Source organism: Sandaracinaceae bacterium, assembly GCA_016706685.1.
GTDB lineage: Bacteria > Myxococcota_A > Polyangia > Polyangiales > Houyiibacteriaceae > JADJJE01.
In genome coordinates, this window is record JADJJE010000005.1 from 266,690 (window position 1) to 286,574 (window position 19,885).

10 protein-coding genes are annotated in these 19,885 nt (G+C 71.1%); 2 read left to right on the forward strand and 8 right to left on the reverse strand.

The window, feature by feature from the left end; genetic code table 11:
* The first annotated feature begins 117 nt into the window (after positions 1-117).
* The gene (locus tag IPI43_10760) at positions 118-1,839 is read left to right on the forward strand and encodes a zinc-ribbon domain-containing protein (GenBank protein ID MBK7774607.1); all 1,722 of its coding nucleotides are present in this window, start codon (positions 118-120) and stop codon (positions 1,837-1,839) included.
* A gap of 62 nt (positions 1,840-1,901) precedes the next feature.
* Here IPI43_10760 and recD read toward each other — a convergent pair whose 3' ends face one another.
* The 8 genes from recD to IPI43_10800 all read right to left on the reverse strand — a co-directional run bounded on the left by recD (position 1,902) and on the right by IPI43_10800 (position 18,558).
* Entirely contained in the window at positions 1,902-3,329 is a 1,428-nt protein-coding gene (recD, locus tag IPI43_10765) for an exodeoxyribonuclease V subunit alpha (GenBank protein ID MBK7774608.1), read from the reverse strand.
* A 53-nt stretch (positions 3,330-3,382) separates the two neighbouring features.
* Positions 3,383-3,946, reverse strand: coding sequence for a hypothetical protein (locus tag IPI43_10770; protein ID MBK7774609.1), 564 nt, complete (start codon positions 3,944-3,946; stop codon positions 3,383-3,385).
* Positions 3,943-11,361 (reverse strand): exodeoxyribonuclease V subunit gamma, encoded by a 7,419-nt coding sequence (locus IPI43_10775; GenBank protein MBK7774610.1) that lies wholly within the window; start codon positions 11,359-11,361, stop codon positions 3,943-3,945. The genes IPI43_10770 and IPI43_10775 overlap by 4 nt, the downstream gene beginning before the upstream one ends.
* A gap of 58 nt (positions 11,362-11,419) precedes the next feature.
* Positions 11,420-13,444: a protein kinase gene (locus IPI43_10780; protein MBK7774611.1), complete on the reverse strand. Its 2,025-nt coding sequence runs from the start codon at positions 13,442-13,444 to the stop codon at positions 11,420-11,422.
* Positions 13,445-13,498: 54 nt separating this feature from the next.
* Positions 13,499-14,533, reverse strand: coding sequence for a hypothetical protein (locus IPI43_10785; GenBank protein MBK7774612.1), 1,035 nt, complete (start codon positions 14,531-14,533; stop codon positions 13,499-13,501).
* 89 nt (positions 14,534-14,622) lie between these two features.
* Positions 14,623-15,822: a serine/threonine protein kinase gene (locus IPI43_10790; GenBank protein ID MBK7774613.1), complete on the reverse strand. Its 1,200-nt coding sequence runs from the start codon at positions 15,820-15,822 to the stop codon at positions 14,623-14,625.
* Positions 15,823-15,847: 25 nt separating this feature from the next.
* Positions 15,848-17,992 (reverse strand): bifunctional (p)ppGpp synthetase/guanosine-3',5'-bis(diphosphate) 3'-pyrophosphohydrolase, encoded by a 2,145-nt coding sequence (locus IPI43_10795; protein MBK7774614.1) that lies wholly within the window; start codon positions 17,990-17,992, stop codon positions 15,848-15,850.
* 8 nt (positions 17,993-18,000) lie between these two features.
* On the reverse strand, positions 18,001-18,558 hold the full coding sequence (locus IPI43_10800; protein ID MBK7774615.1) for a hypothetical protein: 558 nt from the start codon (positions 18,556-18,558) through the stop codon (positions 18,001-18,003).
* Here IPI43_10800 and IPI43_10805 point away from each other — a divergent pair.
* On the forward strand, positions 18,557-19,837 hold the full coding sequence (locus tag IPI43_10805; GenBank protein ID MBK7774616.1) for an MFS transporter: 1,281 nt from the start codon (positions 18,557-18,559) through the stop codon (positions 19,835-19,837). The two genes, IPI43_10800 and IPI43_10805, sit on opposite strands and share 2 nt — an antisense overlap.
* The last annotated feature ends 48 nt before the right edge of the window (positions 19,838-19,885 follow it).

The following is a 19,885-nucleotide window of genomic DNA, read 5'->3' on the forward strand; positions in this document are numbered from 1 at the left end:
CAGCGCGATCTTGATCCCCAGCGCGTCGCGCGCTTATCATCACGTCCCGTCAAGGGATTCCGCATTCACCCGTCTCGGAGCCACCACTCCGAGCAGAGCCAAGAGGACCGCCAGGAAATGAAAATCGTCTGTGATAGCTGCTCCGCGAAGTACTCCATCGCGGATGAGAAGGTCGCCGGCAAGGTCTTCAAGATTCGTTGTAAGAAGTGCTCGAACGTGATCGTGGTCCGCGGCGACCACGTTGAGGGCGGAAACGACGAAGACGAAGCCACGCGGGTATTCGACTATGGCGGCGATGCCGCTTGGCACCTCGTCCTCGACGGCGAGCAGCAGGGCCCGTTCACGCCGCTGCAGATCGCCGGCATGCTCTCCGAAGGGACCATCGACTACGAGTCGTACGTCTGGAAGGAAGGCTTCGACGGCTGGAAGGCGCTCAATGAAGTGCCCGAGCTGATGGCCGCGCTCGGTAGCGCAGACGCCGGCGGTGACAGCCACGTGGCCGACGAGAGCGACGGCGGCTCGGCGGGCGCCGACCCATTCGCCGCGAGCGCCAGCAGCGGTGGTGGCCTCTTCGCCAGCGGCGGCGGCAGCGGCGGGGCGAACGATCTGTTCGCGAGCAGCGGCGGCGGCAACCTCTTCGGCGGCGGCGGTGGCGATGACGTGGTGGCGTCGAAGCCGGGCCCACGCGTGTCGGCGGGCGAGGCCATGACCGGCCAGCGCAACGAAAACTCGGTGCTGTTTTCGCTCAGCAACCTCCAGGCGCTGGCCACCGGTGGCGACAGCGCTCCGAAGGGCGGGAGCCCGCTCAAGAGCGCCAGCTCGTCACCCCTCGGTGGTGGCGGCGGTCTCGGCGGTGGTGGCGGCTTCCCCGCGTCCTCCGGCATGGCCATGGGTGAAGGCTCCGGCCTCATCGACATCCGCGCGCTCGCCAGCGCCACGTCCTCCGCGCCGCAGCATTCGCCGCTCAAGAGCGCCGGCTCGCCGGTGGACGACCTCCTGGCCATCGGCGTGGGCCCGTCGCTGGGCTCGGCCCTCGGCGCACCCATCCTCGCGCCCGTCGCAGCGGAGCCGGTGCCCGTGCAGGCGGCCGCGCAGCAGGGCGGCAGCAGCAACAAGGTGGTGCTGATCGCCGCTGCCGTCGTGGTCATCGCAGTGCTCGGCGGCGTTGGCTTCGTGGTCACGCGTCCCCCCGCCGTCCAAGTCGTCACGCAGCCCGCGGCCACGCCCACGCCCACGCCTGGCGAGACCGCAGGTACGGTTCCGGCTGCGAGTGACACCGCGGGCACGGTTCCGGCGGCAGGCACCACGCCCGCCCCAGGCACCACGCCCACGGAGACGGCCACCCCCACCGCAGAGACCGGCTCCACGGGCTCCACGGGGTCGTCCACCCGTCGCCCCGGCTCCACCGGGAGCGCCACGCGCCCCACGGGCACCTCGGACATGGCGTCCACCACGGGGAGCTCCTCGACGGGCTCGGCGCCCATCCCCGAGGCCGCGACCCCCATGCAGAGCTCCATGTCGGCCAGCATCGACGACCTGCTCGGGATGGCCGTGGCTCCCATGCAGGAAGACACGGCCGATCTCCCCGACACGCCGTCGCGTTCGGCCGTCTCCAGTGCCCTGGGTGGCCGTGCGGCTGCCGTGCGTGCCTGCGGCAATGGCGCCACCGGGACGGCAACCGTCGCTGTCACCTTCTCCAGCAACGGCCGCGTCAGCTCCGCCAACGTCACGGGGGGCGCCTTCGCGGGCAACTCGTGCATCGCCAACGCCGTGCGCGGCGCGCGCGTTCCGGCCTTCCGGCAGGCCAGCTTCAACGTGAACTTCCCGTACCGCCTCTGACGGGTACGCGCTCCGAGAAGGCGCCCACTCGGCTCAGCCGGGTGGGCGTTTTGCGTTGGCGGTCAGCGAGCTGCGAGGTCCGCTTCGACGCGCGCCAAGAGCCCGCTCGAGCGCGTGACGCGGCGCGTGACGGCTGCCTCGATCGCCCAGCGTGGCCCCACCAGCGTGACGCTGCGGCGAGCGCGCGTGATGGCGGTGTAGAGGATCTCTCGCGTGAGCAGCGGCGTCTCCACGTCGGGCAGCAGCACACCAATGGCGTCGTACTCGGAGCCCTGCGCCTTGTGCACGGTGATGGCGTAAGCGAGCTCGAGCCCGTCCTCGATGGCCGAGAGCGGGAAGCCGACAAACCCGTCGTCGCGCCGGAAGAGCACCAGCCGGCGCAGCCCCCGCTCGAAGTCGAAGCGCCCTGTGAGCACCACGCCTGCGTCGCCGTTGAACAGGCCGCGCACGTAGTCGTTGTGGTGCACCATGACGGGCTCGCCCACCACGAAGCGGGCGCGCGCATCGCGGGAGCGCAGCACGTGGAAGTGCTGGTTCACGCGCTCCACCCCGAGCGAGCCAGCGCGCGTGAGCGCCAGCAGCTTCGCCCGCTCGAGGCGCGTGAAGAGGGACTCGAGCACTGGAATCATGCTGGCTGGAGGCCGCCCCCCCGTGAGCACCAGCTCGGACCCGAGCGCGCGCGCTGCGTCGGTGAGCGGCCGCAGATAGACATCGTCCCAGCGGCCCAGCAGCTCGGCGCGTGTGGCCGCATCGGGAGCCTCCACCCATTCGCAGCCCGAGAAGCGCAGCGCGGCGGCCCGCGGCACGGGCGTGATGCTGTCCGAGGCGGTTGGTTCGTGAGGCGCGGGCTCGCGCAGCAGCGTGGTGAGGCGCCCGCGATGCACGCCCTGCGCCACTTTCAGGATGTTGCGCCCCGCCGGGTCGTTCGCGTCCATGCGGTAGCTGTGGGTCAGCCGCACCACCCCATCGGAGGGAAGCGCGCAGAGGTCCCGAAAGACGGCGCCAGCGTCCACCGAGGGGAGCTGGTCGGCGTCGCCCAGCAGCACGAGGCGCGTGTCCGGCCCGAGCGCGCGCAGCAGCCGGTCCATCATCATGGCGTCGATCATGGAGGCCTCGTCCACCACGACCACGCGCGCGCCGAGCGGGCTGCGCTCGTGCGCGCGATAGCGTCCGCTGCGCGGCGAGTACCCGAGCAGGCGGTGCAACGTCTGGCTGTGCGGCGGCGCCCGGAGGAGCGCCGCGTCGTCGAAGGTGGGCGCACGCAGGGCACGCAGCGCGCGGGCCACCGAGGCGCGCATGCGGTCGGCCGCCTTGCCCGTGGGGGCGGCGAGCGCAACGTCGGCCTCGGCGTCGTAGCCCAGCCGCACCAGCACGCGCAGCAGGCTCACCACGATGCTGGTCTTGCCCGTCCCGGGGCCACCGGAGACGAGCGCCAAACGGGCCTGCGCCGCCACGCGCACCGCCCCCTCTTGCTCGCGCGAGAGCCGCACGGGGCGCTCCCCTGCGAAGGGCGGGGCCGCGAGGACATCGCGCAGGGCGCGCTCTAGCTTTCTGCCGTCCGTGGGCAGGCGCTCGCCATCGGGGGCATGGTGCCCACACCGATTGCGGGTTGCAGGCGCTCGACCACAGCGCTCGCGATGCGCCCCTCCGTCTCGAACAAGCGCTGGGGATAGAGGTGCTCGCCGAACGCCACGATGGGGCCGGTCTCGCCCGCCGCGACCAGCAGCGGAGCGAGCGCCCCGAGTGCTGCCGGGTCGCCGAGGCGCTGGGCCAGCGCCGTCACCCGCGCTCGCTGGTCGCTGCCCAGCGCATCGCCAGCTTCGCGCAAGATGGTCACCAGCTCCGCCGCGCCGCTGCCGCGGACGCCGAGTCGTGTGGATCCACGCGCCACGCTCACCAGCAGCGCCAGCGCCAGCAAGGCGACGTCCCGGCGCTCCATCCCCGTGACCACAGGAGCGATCGACGCGAGCTCGTGTGCGCGCAGCGCCAGCGCTGTGTCCTGGTCGAGCGCGCTCGCCACGGCGAGCAGCGTTACGTCGAACGCGGGCGGAGCCCCCTGCGCATCTGCCCAACGCGCCCGCCCAGCGCCACCGGGGTGCAGCGTCATCGCGCGCCTCCGGCGAGGCTGTCCGGCGTCCCGCCAAACGACATGCCCAGCAGCTCGCGCTCCCAGCGCTGCACGTCGGCGAACGTGGGCCGCTCGAACACCACCCCCGGCTGGCCCAGCGCCATGGGGCGCAGGAAAGCATAGAGGTGGCCGCCGAACACGCGCTCGTAGGCCGCCTCGTCCCACACGTCGAGCAGGCGCAGGACGCCCAGGGTGTAGAGCTTGATCTGAAGGTCGTAGTGGGTCGCGACGTGTGCGCGCAGCTGGGTCGGATCGCCCTCCACGCGGTCGCTCTTCCAGTCGAGGAAGTAGATGGCGGAGTCGTGCTCGAAGACCACGTCCACCACACCGCGCACGATGCCGCGCTCCACGCGGAAGGGCGCCGCACCCTCGGGGGTCTGCCGTCTGGACGGGCTGACGAGGCTGGGGTGGTGCACCTCCGGGATGGGAAACTGGAAGCTCATCTCGCGAACCACGCGCGTGGCGCTCACGAGCGGCAGCGCGCCCCCATCCCGCGTGGGCAGCGGCGTTCGGACGGCGTGGAAGAGCACCTGCGCGGCAGCGTCCACGTGCCCTGCGCTCACGCCGTTGCGGGCGGCGCACCCCCCCAACAGCGCGCGCAGCTCGGCGCCGCGTGGCTCCGGCGTCAACACCTCGGCGGGGTCGCTCACGCCGGCCAGGTAGTGGAGGTCCACGCGCTCGAGGGCCTCGTGCAGGAAGATGCCCGTGGCTGCGCCGCCCGGCAGTGGAGCAGCGGCGCGCAGGAGCTCGCCCCCCTCGCCTGCTTGCGCGGCCTCGCGTGGGGCAATCGGCACCGACAGCGACGGGGCGTCGTGGACGTCGGCCTTGGGCTCCTCGTTGGGGGCGCCCTCCGTGAGGGTCCGGGCGCGCCGCCCCGCGAGGCGTGAGTACGAAGTGGCCAGTGGCCCGCGGTGACGCCGGCGCAGGTCGACGAAGAGCTGCGCTTCGAGCGGCGCCGGCGGCAAGGGCGGTGGGCTCGCGGGCACCTCCACGAGCACCGATGCCGGGGGCGTCTGGCGCGACTCGTGGGCCCCCGGCAGATCACCGCTAGTGCCGACGTCGCGCAGCTCGATCCACAGCGGGCGCGCGCTGGGCACCTGCCCCACCAGGCCACCGAGCGCCTCCTGCACCCGGTAGTAAGCGGCGCTCGGACGCAGCGCGTAGCCCGTTCCGGGAGCCGCATCGCCGCCGAAGAACGGCAGGTACAAGCGGGAGCGCGCACGCGTCAGCGCCACGTAGAACAGGCGCTCGTCTTCTTCGCTCTGCTCGCGCGTGACGTCGTCCGCCACGGCAGCGGGGAGCGGACGCATCCACGCCTCGCGCGTCCCGCGCACGTGCCGCACGCGTGGCTCGCTGCCCGGGCGCTCCGAGCTGCCGAGGCCGCCCAGCACGAACACCACCTCGGCCTCGAGACCCTTCGACTTGTGCATGGTGAGCAGCTGCACCGCCGAGCCTTCCGTCGCGACCCGCTCGATGTCGTCGCCCACCTCGGGCCCACCTTGCCCCTGCACCAGCTGCTGGAAGTCCACCACCAGCTCGTCCACCGTGCGACGCCGGCCGTGCGCGCGCTCCAACAGGATGTCCACGAGGTGCTGGTAGTTGGTGAGCCTGCGGGCGCTCTCCTCCACGAACAGCTCCCGGCGCGCGAGGCCGCTCGTGTGCAGAAGCTCACGCGCGAAGCCCGCATAGTCCCGCACCTCGCAGCGCTCGCGCAGCCGCACCAGGCGCGCCACCAGCGGGTGGTCGTCGTGCAGCGACTCGTCCCCGCGCAGCTCCGCGAGCTGCAGCCCGAAGAACGGCGTGAGCCAGGCCTTGAGGCGGTGGCTGCGCTCGCTCGGGTCCGCCACGGCGCGCAGCACCATGAGCAGGTCCTCGGCCTCGCGCGTGGCAAAGAGCCCGTGCCGCTTGAAGTAGGCGCAGGGGATGCCGCGCGCGGCAAGCCGGTCGTGGACGCCGTCGAGGTCCTTCCCGTTGCGCCCCAGCACGTAGATGTCGCTCGGCTCGAGGCGCCGCAGGGCACCCTCCCGGCCGACCGCGAGCGCGGCGTGACTCTCTCCCAACAAGCGCGCGATCTCCTCCGCGATGGCCCCCGCCAGCACGTCGCGGGCGCCGTCCGCGCTCAGCTTGTCCGCGCTCGCATCGAGTGGCCGCAGCAGCACCAGCGGCGCCGCAGGCCGGCCGTCGAGGTGCTCCGCGGTGAGCCCGGGGTTCCCACACGTGACGGGCGCGTCGTAGCGAATGGGCCCGGCGAAGAAGCCGCGCGCGAAGATGGCGTTGTACGCCCCGATGACGCCCGGCGTGCTGCGAAAATTCTGGGTCAGCACCACACGGCGGCTGTACGGAGCGAGCGACTCGCGCGCCTTCAGGTACGTGTGCACGTCGGCGCCGCGGAAGGCGTAGATGGCCTGCTTGGGGTCGCCGATCAGGTAGAGCGCGCGGCGCCGCGCGAGCGGCACGTCCGCCGGCCGCTCGTTGCCGTCGAAGAACAGCCGCCGGAAGATTTCCCACTGCGTGGCGTCCGTGTCCTGGAACTCGTCCACGATGGCGAAGCGATGCTGCGCGCGCAGGGCGGCGACCAGCGGCTCCCCCGCCTCTCCGGCGACGGCATCCCGGACGCGCGTGAGCAGGTCGTCGAAGTCCATCTCACCGCGGGCCTGCTTCGACGCCTGCGCCTTCTGCAGCACGCGCGGCAGCAGGGTCTGCACTACCAACATGGGAAAGTGCGGCACGCTGCCGAGGAGCGCCTCGAAGGGGGCGAGCGCGCGCAGGAGGGCGGGGTTCTTCTCCGCGCGCTCCATGATCCACTGCGGGGCTGGCTTGCTGCCCTGCGGGCGGCTCGACCAGCTGGCGATGTGCGCCGCAGCCTCCATCAGGTCTCTGGTGCCCAGCACCTCCACGGCGCACGCGTGCAGCGCCTCGAGGTGCTCCGCCAGCGGCCCCTTGGTGCGTGCTCCGTCCTCGCGCACGGCGGCCAGGAGCGCGTGCAGGCGCGGCGCGGGCGCGCACACAGCGGCCGCGGCATGTACGTGCTCGAGCGACGCGGGCGGCATGAGCAAGCCGGGCTCGGACGCCCACTGCTCGAGGGTGCGGGTGAGCTGCGAGGGCGTCTGCCCCTGCAGGGCGGCGCGGAGCACGGCGTGTGCGGGGTCCCCGGGGCGCAGCGCCTCGCGCATCACGGCCCGCACGGCGCGACGAAAGTGCGCGCGGGTGTCGGTGAGCACCTGCTCGAAGAGACCACGGCTGCGGAACGCGTGCTCCTTGAGCACCCGCTGGCAGTACCCGTGGATGGTGTGGATGCTGGCAGCCTCGAAGCCGGCCACGGCCTCGCTGAGGCGCGCGAGCGCGGCCTCGTCCAGCGCCCAGACGTTGGCGGTGCCGCTCGGGTCGAGCGGATCCACGCGCGGATCGCTCGGCCCCGCGTGCACCAGCGCCACCAACGTGGCCCGCACGCGCTCGCGCATCTCGAGCGTGGCCTTCTCGGTGAAGGTCAGCACCAGGATCTCGTCGAGGCGCGCGCCGGCGCGCACGATCAGGTCCACGATCAGGTGCTCGAGCGTGAAGGTCTTGCCGGTGCCCGCCGACGCCTCGATCCACGCGTGCGACGCCAGCGGGATCTCGTCGAGCACGTCTGGGCGCGAGAAGCGGCGCAGCACGCTCATGCGGCCACCCCGCCGCGCAGCTGGACATAGAGCCCATAGCGCCGTGTGTACATGGCGTGCAGCTCGGCCACCGACGGAAGCGGGTACTCCTCCGCGTGCGGGACGCTGCCGTACGAGCGCCCGAATGCCTCTTGCCGGGTCCGCGTGAGGGCCGCTTGCCACGCCTCGGCGCTGCGCGTGCCCCACTCGGGCAGCGCCTCGAGCAGCGGCGTGGGTGGGGCGTAGTACGCATGCGGCCCGGTGAGCAGGTCGGTCACCAGCGCGCTCAGGTACTCGCGCGCCGCCTCGGAGGACAGCCCGGCGAGGGCCACCGCGATGGGCCGCGGCTCCTCGGGATAGAGCACCTGCACCGCGTGCCGGTCCACCTCTTCGCCCGAAGCGCTCAGCAGCAAGTGGTCCAGGAAGCCCCGCAGGCCAGAGCGCTCCTCGCGCCGCGCGCGCGCACGCGCCACCGAAGGCCGCGCGACGGGCTCCAGCACCAGCGAGGCGCGCTGCCCCGGATGTTCCAGCAATGCCTCCGTGCGCCCGCGCAACATGACGCGCAGCCGCGTCCGATGGCCGGGCCGCGGGTCGGCGAGCGTGAGCGCCAAGCTCGGCATCAAGCGCTCCACGTCGCCGTCTTCGAGGGCATCGCCGAGCCGCACGCGCTGTGGCCGCTCCCCAGGCAGCGCGAGGGAGGCGAGCCCCGCCCGCCACTCGTCGAGCAGCGCGAGGTCCGGCTCGCGGCGCGCACTGGCGAGCGACGCCACGGGCCACTCCCCTCGCGCCTGCAGCCGCGCCACCGTGCGCTCGTAGGCGCCGGGAAGGGTGCTGCCCGGGGCGCTGCCCTCCCAGAAGGCCTGGCGCAGCGCCACCACCTTGGTGAGCCCGCTCGGCTCGAAGGGCTCGTCCTCGAGGCTCTCTTCGGCCTCTTCGTCGTCCGCGCGCGTGACCCCCAGCAGCGCCTCGGCCCAGCCACTCTGAGGGTCTTCGAGGAAGCGCGCGAGGTGGGCGCGCGAGAGGTACAGCGTCTCGAGCGGGAGGTCGTCTTCGTCCTCCCCGGTCTGCCCCCGCCGTCACGCTCGCCCGCGGCGCTGCGCCAGCGCTCGCGGTGTCCGCGGTGCCATCCGCACGCCAGCCCTCGGTGAGGGAGATGGTGCGCAGCTCACGCTGCAGGCGCGCGAGGTCTTCCTCGGGCAGCGTGCCGTGCAGCGCCGCGATGGCCCGCGCGAGCTCCGGCGGCCGGTCGCCTGGGTCGCCCTGCGCTGCGTCACGGCTTCGCAGGCTTGCCCGTGCGAGCCGGCCCAGGTGACGCAGCCAGGCCTCCACGTGCGCCTCGGCGAAGGGGCTCCGGGGGTCGAGGGGCTCGTGTCGGAAGAGCGCGTGCGTCTCGATGAGCGCCGCGCCCTCCTCCGCGCTCAGGTACGAGCGACGCAGGTTGTCCACCAAGAGCCCCACCACCGGCGACGGCGGGATCTCATCGCCCGTGTACGGGTCCCGCGCCACCCACGAGATGGACAACGCGTCGCGCGCGCTGAGCAGCACCTCGAGGAACATGTACTTGTCGCGCTCGCTCGCGCGCACGTCTCCGAGGCGGCGCCGCTCGAGGCGCAGGTCCATCGTGTCCCGCGTGTCGCGCGCCGGGAAGGAGCCCTCGCCCAGCCCCAGCACGAAGGTCTGCCGGAAGGGAATGGCGCGCATGGGCAGGAACGACGACACCACCACGCCGTCCGCCAGGTAGTCGCCGCGCGCCGCGCCCAGGCTCCCCAGCGCCTCGGTCACCAACATGGACGCCACCCGGTAGGACACGGGCAGCCCGGCCACGTCGCGCTCCACCAGGGAGTTCGCGGCCGCGAGGCAGCTGCGCAGCTCGCTCTGCTCGGGGTCGCTCCCGGGCACCACGTAGCCCTCCCACATCCCCGCGAAGAACTGCGACCACTCCCGCAGCGGTCGGGGCGCGCTGCGCGCAAAGCGCACGTCGGCGATGAGCCCGCGTAGCAGCAACGAGAACGTGCGTGCCCAGCTCGGGTCGGTGCTCACGGGCAGGTAGTGCGAGTCACCGAGGGCGAGCCCCACGTCGTCTGGGCGACGCGAGTCGCTCATCAGCTCTCCCAGCGCCACGCGCAGCAGCCCCTGCTCCCAGTTGAGGCGGTCCTCGTCCACGTAGGTCCCGGCCAGCTCCTCGCGGTCGAGCCCGTAGAACACGCCCAGCTCGCTCACCAGCTGCCGCACGTCGTCGATGGACGCCTCGGGCATGTTGGCCAGCAGGTTGGGGTGCGTGATCAGGGCCAGCACCTCGGGCCGCGCGAAGCGCCCGAGCGGCAGCTCCACCAGGGCCAGGCACGCGTCCGCCACGCGGCTGGTGCTCGCCAGGTCGAGGTCCACCACGCAGTGCGGGATGCCATGGGCCTCCGAGAACACGGCCTCCACGTGCGGCAGGTACTCGTCGCGCGCGTCGCTGGGTAGCAGCACGGCGATCTCGTGGAACCCCAGCGGCGCGTCCCCACCGCTAGCGTCGCGAACGGCGCGCCAGATCTGCTCGGCCACCACCTCCACCTCACGGCGCACGCTGGGGCAGGCGTGGAAGCGCACCGACGCGTCTCGCTCGACACGGCTTGTGCCGGGCGCGGCCTCGACGGGCGCTCGCAGCAGGATGTCGCGCTGCAGGTGCTCGAGCACGCTGGGGACGCGCCCCGCGCGCACGGCGCTGGCGCAGGGGTCCACGAAGCACGGCTCGAAGTCCGCCTGGGTCAGCTCGTTGAGCAGGTGCACGTGCTCGCGGCCCGGCCGCCCGAAGGCCACCAGCAGGGGCGGCTCGTCGGCCTGGTGAAGCGCCAGCCGCTCGTCGCCCGCGTCAGCGCCCGCGTGGGTCGGATCCAGCACGCGCGGTGCAGCCCGCTCTGGCAGGCGGCGGGCCGCGCGCAGCTCGGACTCGCTGGGCACGTCCTCCCAGAACTCCATGCAGGGGTTCACCACGTAGAGGTCCAGGTCCGCCACTTCGCCGAGGGCGCCGTACAGCCACTGGAACACGCGCGCCACGTAGCTCACGCCGAACACGTGCAGCGTGGGACGCGCGGCGCGCTCGCTCTCGGGAAACAGCAGCCCCTCGGCCACGGGGCTCAGCACCTCCGGCAGGGTCTCGAGCGCCCGGAGCGCCGAGGCCAGCGGCACGTAGTGGGCGCGCGGGGCGAACACCGGGCGCGGGGCATGGGCAGCCGTGATCTCGTGGAGCAGCGCCGCCTGGAAGCGCGCCGTGCCCAGCAGGTCGGGGTCGTGCGTGCCCAGCTCACCCGCCATGAACGCGTCCAGCAGCTCCGGGCGTGTGAAGCCGTAGGCCTCGAACAGCTGCCCCAGGCGCCGCGCCAGCTGCACGCGCCGCACGTCGCGCGCGTCCGCGTCTCCGCCCGCCTCGATGTACTCGCGCACCTCACGCAGCGCGGGCACACCCAGCCGCGCTTCATCGTGCAGCAGCGCCAGCAGCAGGCTCTCGTAGGCCGTGCGGTCCATGATGCGCACGTCGGGCAGCGCCCGCTCGAGCCAGGCCCCCATGAAGCGCTCGAGGCGCGCGAAGCGCAGGTTCGCAGACACGCCCAGCGCCTCGGCCACCCCGCGCTCGAGGTAGGCCTCCATGTTCCGGTTGGGCACGATCACCTGCACCGGCTCGAGCGGGTGCGTGGACGCGCGCTGCGCGCGGAGCTGCTCTACGAAGCGGGCGAGCAAGGCCTCCGTGCGGTTGCTGTAGTGCAGGCGGATCACGCAGCCCCAACGGTGCCACAGGGGGGCAGCCGTGGCGATCCTGCTGTGTGCGCACGCGCTATGGGAGGCGCCGCGTGTTGCGCGTCTTGCCCGTTGGTTCGGACGCGTTGACGCGCCGGGGCAGGTCATCCGCGTCGTCGTCTTTGGCGGCGCTCTTCAGCCACGACCACGCCGTCCAGCCGGGCCCCAGCCACGCGGCGATGCCAATCAACAAGAGCCCGTAGCTGGGGAACATCGCCGTGAGCAGCCCACAGATGGTGAACGCCACGGCTAGCGCCAAGAAGCGCCGGTCGGTCAGCGTCCCGATCATGGCCGCGCCCGTCCCGAACAGGAACAGGTCGAACGCCACGTCGCGGAACTCCGTGTGCCCGAGCGTGAGCGCCACCACCCGGTTGAGCAGCGTGAGCACGCACAGCACCACCATGGCCGCCACGAAGCGCCGCCCGGCGCGGTTGGGCATCATGCGCCGCCGGAACACCACACCGCCGACCAGCAGCATCGCGGTGAGGCCACCCGTGAACGCGAACGAGTGCCACGTGGCGTACTCGTACCAGCCCATGCGCATGCCGAAGAAGCCGCCGATGGGGATCACACCCAGCACGAAGGAGACCACGAGCACGAACAGCGCGCGGTCGCGACGCCCGTACTTCGGGTCCTGGTCGTAGCCAATTTGCTCGAGGCGAGCCTGACGCTCGAGGCGCAGCGCTACCTTCTCTTCGAGGGCCCGGATGAGCTCCTGCTCGGCCGGCGTGGGCGCCTCCACCTCGCGCAGCGTGGCCGACGCGGCCGTGGAGTCTCCGCGCGACAGCTGGTGCTCCGCCATGAGCAACAGCGCCTCCACCAGGCCGGCCCGCGCGCGCTCGTTCGCGGGCCACTCCTTGAGCGCCCGTGAGAAGCCGAAGCGGCACTCCACGAACTCGCGCATGACCTCGCGCTGCAGCGCTGCGTCCACCTGTGCGCGCACGTTGTCGAAGGCCTCCTGCCGCAGCCGCTCGCGCGCCACGGTCACGCGCAGGCGCCCCAGGATGAGCATGGCGTCTTCGGCCAGCGCCGCCGAGGAGCGGTGCTCGAGGAAGGCCACCACCGCCGAGCGGAAGGCCTCCGCGCTCTCGAAGCGCCGCTCCGCGCGCGGGTCCATGGCGCGCGTGGCGATGGCCGCCAGCTCCGCCGGCACGTCGCTGTCGAACCGCGGCGGGCGCGACTCGTAGGCCGCATACAGGATCTCGTGCACGTTCTCGGCCTGGTGCGGCGGGCGCCCCGTCAGGATCTCGTGCAGCACGGACCCCAGCAGGTACACGTCCGTGCGCTCGTCCAGCACGGCGCTCTGCCGGTCCACCATCTCGGGCGCCATGTAGCTGGGCGTGCCCACCACCTCCGAGACCTCGTCGGCCATGGGCAGCCAGCCGCGGTGCTGCTCGCGCGTGCTGACGGCCACGCCCCAGTCCACCAGGTACACGTCGCGGAAGCCACCGATCATCACGTTGTCGGGCTTCAGGTCCAGGTGCAGGATCCCGCGGCTGTGCGCGTAGTGAACGGCGTCGCACACGTCCATCAGCACCCGCAGGTGCCATGCCAGGCGGTCCTGCGCGTCCGCGGGGAAGCCCGGGTGCTCGTCGTTCCGCAGCATGGCGCGCCACGACACGCCGTGGATGCGCTTCATCACCATCAGCGGCACGCCCTCGTCGTCCGCCTGCAGGGCATAGATGGGGACGATGTTGGGGTGCTCCACCACGCCCGTGATGCGGGCCTCGGTCAGCAGCCGGTCGATCAGATCGGGGTCGCGCAGCTCGGGCTTGAGCGTCTTGACGGCCACCTCACGGCGCAGCGCGCCCTGCTCCCCCAGCGAGATGAGCCCCATGCCGCCCTCGGCCAGCGGCTCCCGCACGCGCAGCGTGGCCCCGGTGCCCTCGAACGGGATGCGGCTCGACTTGTGGCGAGGACCTCCGACGGGGCGGTCCGAGTGGCGCAGCCCGAGGGGACGCAGAGTGGCGTCGGGCTCGAACAGGCCATTGCCCGGGAGGGCCAGCGTCTCCGCCAGAACCTCACGGGTCAGCCCTCGCTTGGTCGGGTGTTCGGACGCCATGCTCGCCCTCGACACTAACGGTCGGCGCTACGCGTGTCGACTTACCACGCGGGCCTAGCGACCGCGGCCGCGACCCCGTGGCGGCGGGGGCGTGGGCGCCGCGCTGGGCAGCGGCTCGCGCGTGGCCATCAGGCGGTACGGCACGGTGCCCGTCCCGCGAGCGCTGTAGGTGCCGATCCACACCAGGTACTGACCGGGCGCCCAGTTCTCTTGCTCGAGCATGGGCTGCAGGTTGCCGCCGCCGTCGTCGTCGCACAGCCAGCGACCGTCCGGCGTGCGGATGACCATGGTGGTGTCCTCGCCGGCCTCCACGTAGAGGCGCAGGTAGCGAGCGCGACCTTGCACATAGAGGATGTGGTCCGGGATGGACTGCACGAAGCCGCGGCAGGCCGGCTCGGCAGCGGCCTGAGCCTGGATGGTGCCGCCCGCAGCGCCCTCCAGCACGGCGGGGTCCGGGCGCAGGCGCGCGTCGATCCAGCCGGGGGTGCCGTTCCCCTGCATGGCGTCCACCGTCATGGTGAGCCCGCCGCTGGGCTGCGTGGTGGGACCGGTCTGCGGGTTGGGCCCGGGCTGGATGGGCATGGGCTGCGGTCCGACGGCGGTGCCAGTGGACCCCGGCATCACGCTGGCGATCTCGGTGAACCGGAGCGTGTAGGGCGCGGCCGAGCTCTGCTGGTAGGCCCCCACCCAGATGCGGTACGTCCCGGGCTGCCAGGCTTGCTCCACGGCGGGGTTCAGACCGTAGGTGTCGTCATTGCAGAGCACGGTGTTCTGCGGAGTCTGGATCATGATGGTGGTGTCGCCGGCCGACTCCACGAACACCCGCATCCACCGGAAGGCGCTGGTCAGCGTGACCACGTGGCTGGGGTGAGGCGAGATGAAGCCTCGGCAGGCTGCGTTCACCCCACTGGCGTCCACGTTGCCGCCGCTCTGACCGTTGAGCGTGTGCGGGTCGGGCAAGAAGCCGGACCGCAGCGACGCGTTCCCGAACATGGACTGCTGTGCGAGGGCCGAGTCCGACACCCCACTGACCAACGAGGCCAGCGCCAAGGCCGTGCAGAAGACGGCGCCACTCTTTGGCTTGCTCACGTTCCCAACCATCTTGCCCACTTTCCTGTTCTCGAACTCTCGACTGACCGGAAGCCTATCAGGCTGGACGCGGTCGCCCGCGCGGATATTCAGCGCATCCACCAGTACGCGATGGCAGCGCCCACCGCCATGATGGCCGCTCCCCCGAGGATCACGAGGGGAATCATCCAGGTGGGGACGTGCAGCGGTTGCTCGGTCTTCGCAGGTGCTTCCTGCTTCACCGCGGGCTTGTACCCCTCCACCGAGGAAAACCTTGGCTGCGAGGTGCGGGTGGTGGCGTCCTCGCGCTCGGCGGCGGGAGACGCCACGCGCACCGTGGGCTTGCCCCGCACGGCCCTGGGCGCGGGGATGGCGCTGAGCGCCATGTGGATGGAGGCCGCGTCGGCGAAGTCGATGGCGAAGGCCTCGGGGGTGGCGTAGCGCACCGCCACGTCTGGCGAGATGGCCTTCTTCAGGCAGGCGTCGAGCGCCTCGGGGTAGTCCGGCTTGAGCGCCGCGAGGGGCTGGGTGCGCCCGGTCAGGATGGCGCCCAAGAGCTGGCCGTGGTCGCTGGCCACGAACGGCGACTGCCCCGCCAAGCACTCGTAGGCGATGACCCCCAGCGCGTAGACGTCGGCCTGGGGCCCTGCGGCGTGGGCGCTCTTGATCTGCTCGGGGGCCATGTAGCGCGGCGTCCCGATGATGGTGCCGGTGGCCGTGAGCTTCTTGCTGGTGAGCGTGAGCGACAGCCCGAAGTCCAGGATCTTCACCTCGGGCGGGGTGGACGACGTGAGGAAGATGTTGTCCGGCTTGAGGTCGCGGTGCACCACACCACGCGCGTGCGTCTCGCTCAGCGCGGCCGCGGCCGCCGTGATGATGGGGCAGAGCTCGGCCGGGTCCATGGGCCCGTCGCGCGACACCTTCTCGCGCAGCGTGACGCCCTCGAGGTACTCCATGGCCAGCCAGAGGGTCCCGTCGGGGGCCGCCCCGAACCCATGGATGCCTACGATGCCCGGGTGGTCGATGGAGGCCAGGATCTCGGCCTCGCGGCGGAAGCGATCCTCGGACTCGCCCGACGACTTGGTCTTCTTCAGGACCTTGAGCGCCACTCGGTGGCCGGTCTGCATGTCCCGCGCGTCATAGACCGTGCCCATGCCGCCGCTGCCCAGCACTTCGTCGATCTTGAAGCGGTCTGCGAAGAAGAAGCCGTCCTCGAACGACGACATCACACGCGTCGGCTCGATCTCTTCCAGATCGAACTCGTCCAACGTATCAACGCTCTCCAGCAATCTGTCGACGCTGATGGACACCAACCACTCTCTCCGCGGGACAGGCCTAGATTCGCTCCACGGCCATGACGCCCGTGAGCTTCTCAATATCACGCATCACGGTCCGTAGCTGCTTTACGTCAGTGACGTGCACATGAAAAACGTTGACCGCGCGGTCCGTCTCCGAGCGGCAGTTGGCCTCCCGGATGCTGAGCTTGTGGTCCGTGAACACGCCGGAGACCAGCGCCAGGATGCCCTGCCGGTCGTTGGTGGTGACACGAATGTCCACGGGCAGGTCCATGCGCGCGTTGCTGGACCAGGCCACGTTGACCTTGCGGGCGGCGTCCAGCTCCATGGCCTTCGGGCACTCGCGCCGATGCACCGTGACGCCACGCCCGCGCGTGATCCAACCCGTGACGTTGTCGCCGGCCACCGGGTTACAGCACTTGGCGAAGCGCACCAGGATGCCGTCCATGCCCTCGATGAGGATGCCCTCGTCGTTGGTCTTGGGCTGGATGCGCCGCATGGTCTTCTCGAGCAGACCCGGCTCGAGGCTCTTGCGCTCCTCGGAGGACTCCTCCGGGGCGATGATCTCGACGGCGTTGGCCACCGACACGCGCCCGTAGCCCACGCTGGCGAACAGCTCGTCCACCGACTGCATCTTGAAGTGGTCGAGCGTCTTCTTGAGCTGCGGGCCCTTCAGGAACTTCTGGAACGAGAGGTCGCGCTTGTGCACCTCGCGCTCCAGCAGCTCGCGCCCCAGCCGGATGCTGCGCTCACGCTCACGCTCACGCAGGTACTGCCGGATGCGCGCGCGCGCCTTGCTGGTGACCACGTGGTCCAGCCAGTCCTTGCTGGGGTGCTGGTCCTTGCGGGTCTCGATGGACACCACGTCGCCGTTGCGCAGCTTGTGCCGGAAGGGCGCGATGGCCCCGTTCACGCGCACGCTGTGGCAGTGGTGCCCGAGGTCCGTGTGCACGCCATAGGCGAAGTCGAGCGCCGTGGCGCCGCGCGGGAAGGTCTTCACGTCCCCCTGTGGCGTGAAGACGTAGACATCCTCGGGGAAGAGGTCACCGCGCACCGAGTCGTAGAACTCGGCCGGGTCCGCCACGTCCTTCTGGAACTCCATGAGCTGGCGGAGCCAGGCGAAGCGCGCCGCGTCCCGTGCGTCGAGGCCGCCGGTGTTGCTCTTGTACTGCCAGTGCGCCGCGATGCCGAGCTCGGCCGTGCGGTGCATCTCGTGGGTGCGGATCTGCACCTCCACGCGGTGGTTGCCCGGCCCCATCACCGTGGTGTGCAGTGACTGGTACATGTTGGGCTTGGGCAGCGCCACGTAGTCCTTGAAGCGCCCCGGCACGGGGGTCCACTCCGAGTGGACCACGCCGAGCGCCGCGTAGCAGTCGGACACGTTCTCCACGAGCACGCGGAACGCGATGAAGTCCTGCACCTGCTCGAACTCGCAGTCCTGCCGCTTCATCTTGCGCCAGATGGAGTAGAGGTTCTTGCGGCGCCCCGTGACGTCCACCGCGAAGCCACGCGTGAGCAGCATCTTGCGCAGGCGCGTGACCACCTCGGTGATGAGCTTGTCGTGGTCCTTCCCCACGACCGACACCTGCTCGTTGAGGCGCGCGTAGTCCACCGGGTGCAGGTAGCGGAACGCCAGGTCTTCCAGCTCGATGCGCAGCCACTGGATACCCAGGCGGGCCGCGAGGGCCGCGTAGATCTCGAGCGTCTCGCGGGCGATGCGCTCCTGCGAGTCCGGCTTCATGTGCTCGAGCGTGCGCATGTTGTCGAGCCGGTCGGCCAGCTTCACCACCAGCACGCGGATGTCGCGCGCCATGGCCACGACCATCTTGCGGAAGCTCTCGGCTTGCAGGTCCTCCTTGGAGGCGAAGTTGATGTTTCCGAGCTTGGTGACGCCGTCCACCAGGAAGGCGATCTCGTCCCCGAACTCGTGCTTGATCTGGGCGTCGGTGATGCCGCAGTCCTCCACCACGTCGTGCAGCAAAGCCGCGCAGATGCTGGACACGTCCAGCTTCATCTCCGTGATGATGCCGGCCACCGAAACCGGGTGGACGAAGTAGGGGTCACCGGACTTGCGCGTCTGGCCGTCGTGACACTTCGCCGCGAAAACATAGGCCTTCTCAATCAGGGCGGTGTCTGCGCCCGGCTGATAGACCTTAACTTTCTGGACGATGTCGTTGAGCCGCACGGTGTTGTCTAGGGGGGGAACACGGCGCCGTCCGCACTAAACGGAACGGAGTGCCAAACTAACACCGCCGAGTGGGGGTGCCAAGGAAGGGACGTCTGACATGCAGTCGGATTCAGAGGGGCGGAGTGACACGGTACCTCGGACACCCCGCGGCCAGCAGGCTTGGACCCCGCGAGGGCCAGGTCGAACAGCTCGATCCGCACCACCCCGTCCGCCGGCGCCTCGAAGTGGCGAATGAAGCGCAGGTTTCCCTGGGACGTGTCCAGGGTGGCGCGAACGTCGTAGTGGCCGGGCGCGAGCTCCACGCGGTGCTCCACCAGGCGGGGCCCCTCCTCGCCGAAGCCGAAGCGGGCGCTGGCCAGGTCTTCGTCCCCGGCCTGGTAGACCAGCTCGAGGCCCCGCACCGAGGCGTGCGCGGGGCCCAGGTCATAGCGCAGCTCCACCTCGCGGGGGACGACGGGGAGGAACTGGGCCGCGATGACCAGGATGCCCACCACGGCCACCACCCGGGCGAGCCGGGTGCGGTGTTTCAGGAAGCCTTCGACCAGGCGCGCGCGGAGGCCCATGCCGGCGAGCCTAAACTTCTGCTTTCGCTCGCGCCAGCAACCATGGCTCACTGGGCGCGCCGTGGCTGCCTTCACCCCCTACCAGCGTCGACTCCTCATCTTCCTGAGCGTGGCCACGTTCTTCGAGGGCTACGACTTCTTCGCCATCACCCAGCTGCTCCCGCACCTGGGCGTGGAGTTCGACCTCGACCGGGCTGGCATGGGGCTGCTGCTGGGAATCACCAACATCGGCGCCATCTTGGCGTTCTTCCTGGTGCGCGCGGCCGACCGCTTCGGCCGGCGGCGGCTGCTGGCCGTCACCATCGCGGGCTACACGCTCTTCACCATCACCAGCGGGCTGGCCGTCAGCGTGTGGGACTTCGGGCTCAGTCAGCTGCTGGCCAAGGTGTTCCTGCTGGCCGAGTGGGCGCTCGCCATGGTGGTGGCCGCCGAGGAATTCCCGGCGGAGCGGCGCGGTTCCGTCATCGGCATCATCCAGGCGTTCAGTGCCCTCGGGTCCATCGTCTGCGCTGGAGTAGTGCCCCTCCTGGTGACGGCCCCCTTCGGCTGGCGGTCGGTCTATTTCGTGGGGATCGTGCCCTTGTTGGCGCTCGCCTACCTGCGGCGCGGAATGCAGGAGACCTCGCGCTTCGCGGCCACGGGCGCGGCGGACACCAAGACCCCGCTCATGCACATCTGGCACACGCCCTACCGGGGCGCCGTCATCCGTCTGGCCAGCGTGTGGTTCTTCGCCTACATCGCCGCGCAGTGTGGCATCAGCTTCTGGAAGCTCTACGCCATGGGGGAGATCCACCTGACCGAGCAGCAGGCTGGCAACGCCATCGCGCAAGCGGCGCTGGTGGCCATGCCCATGAACTTCGCGGCGGGCTACCTGATCGACAAGATCGGCCGGCGCTGGGGCGCCACGGTGATCTTCGCCACGGGCTCGGTGGCCATCTACTTCGCGTACACGCTGAGCGACCTGCGCCTGCTGACGGTGGCGCTGATCTTCGCCGTGTTCAGCGTCAGCTCCTACCTGCCCATCTTGAACGCCTACACCACGGAGCTCTTCCCCACGGAGCTGCGTGGGTCGGCGTTCGCTTGGTGCAACAACATCCTGGGGCGCGCGTCCTACGTGTTCGCGCCCGTGCTGGTGGGCGAGGCCGCCAGCCGCGTGGGGGCCTATGGCCCGGTGGTGGTGTGGACCGCCATCTTCCCGCTCATCACCACCGCGCTGGTCTGGGCGCTGCTGCCCGAGACCAAGGGGCTGGACCTCGACGAGACCTCGGCGCTCCACTAACGGAGACGGCAGTGCGGGGGTGCAAGCGCTGGGCATGCCGACTATGCT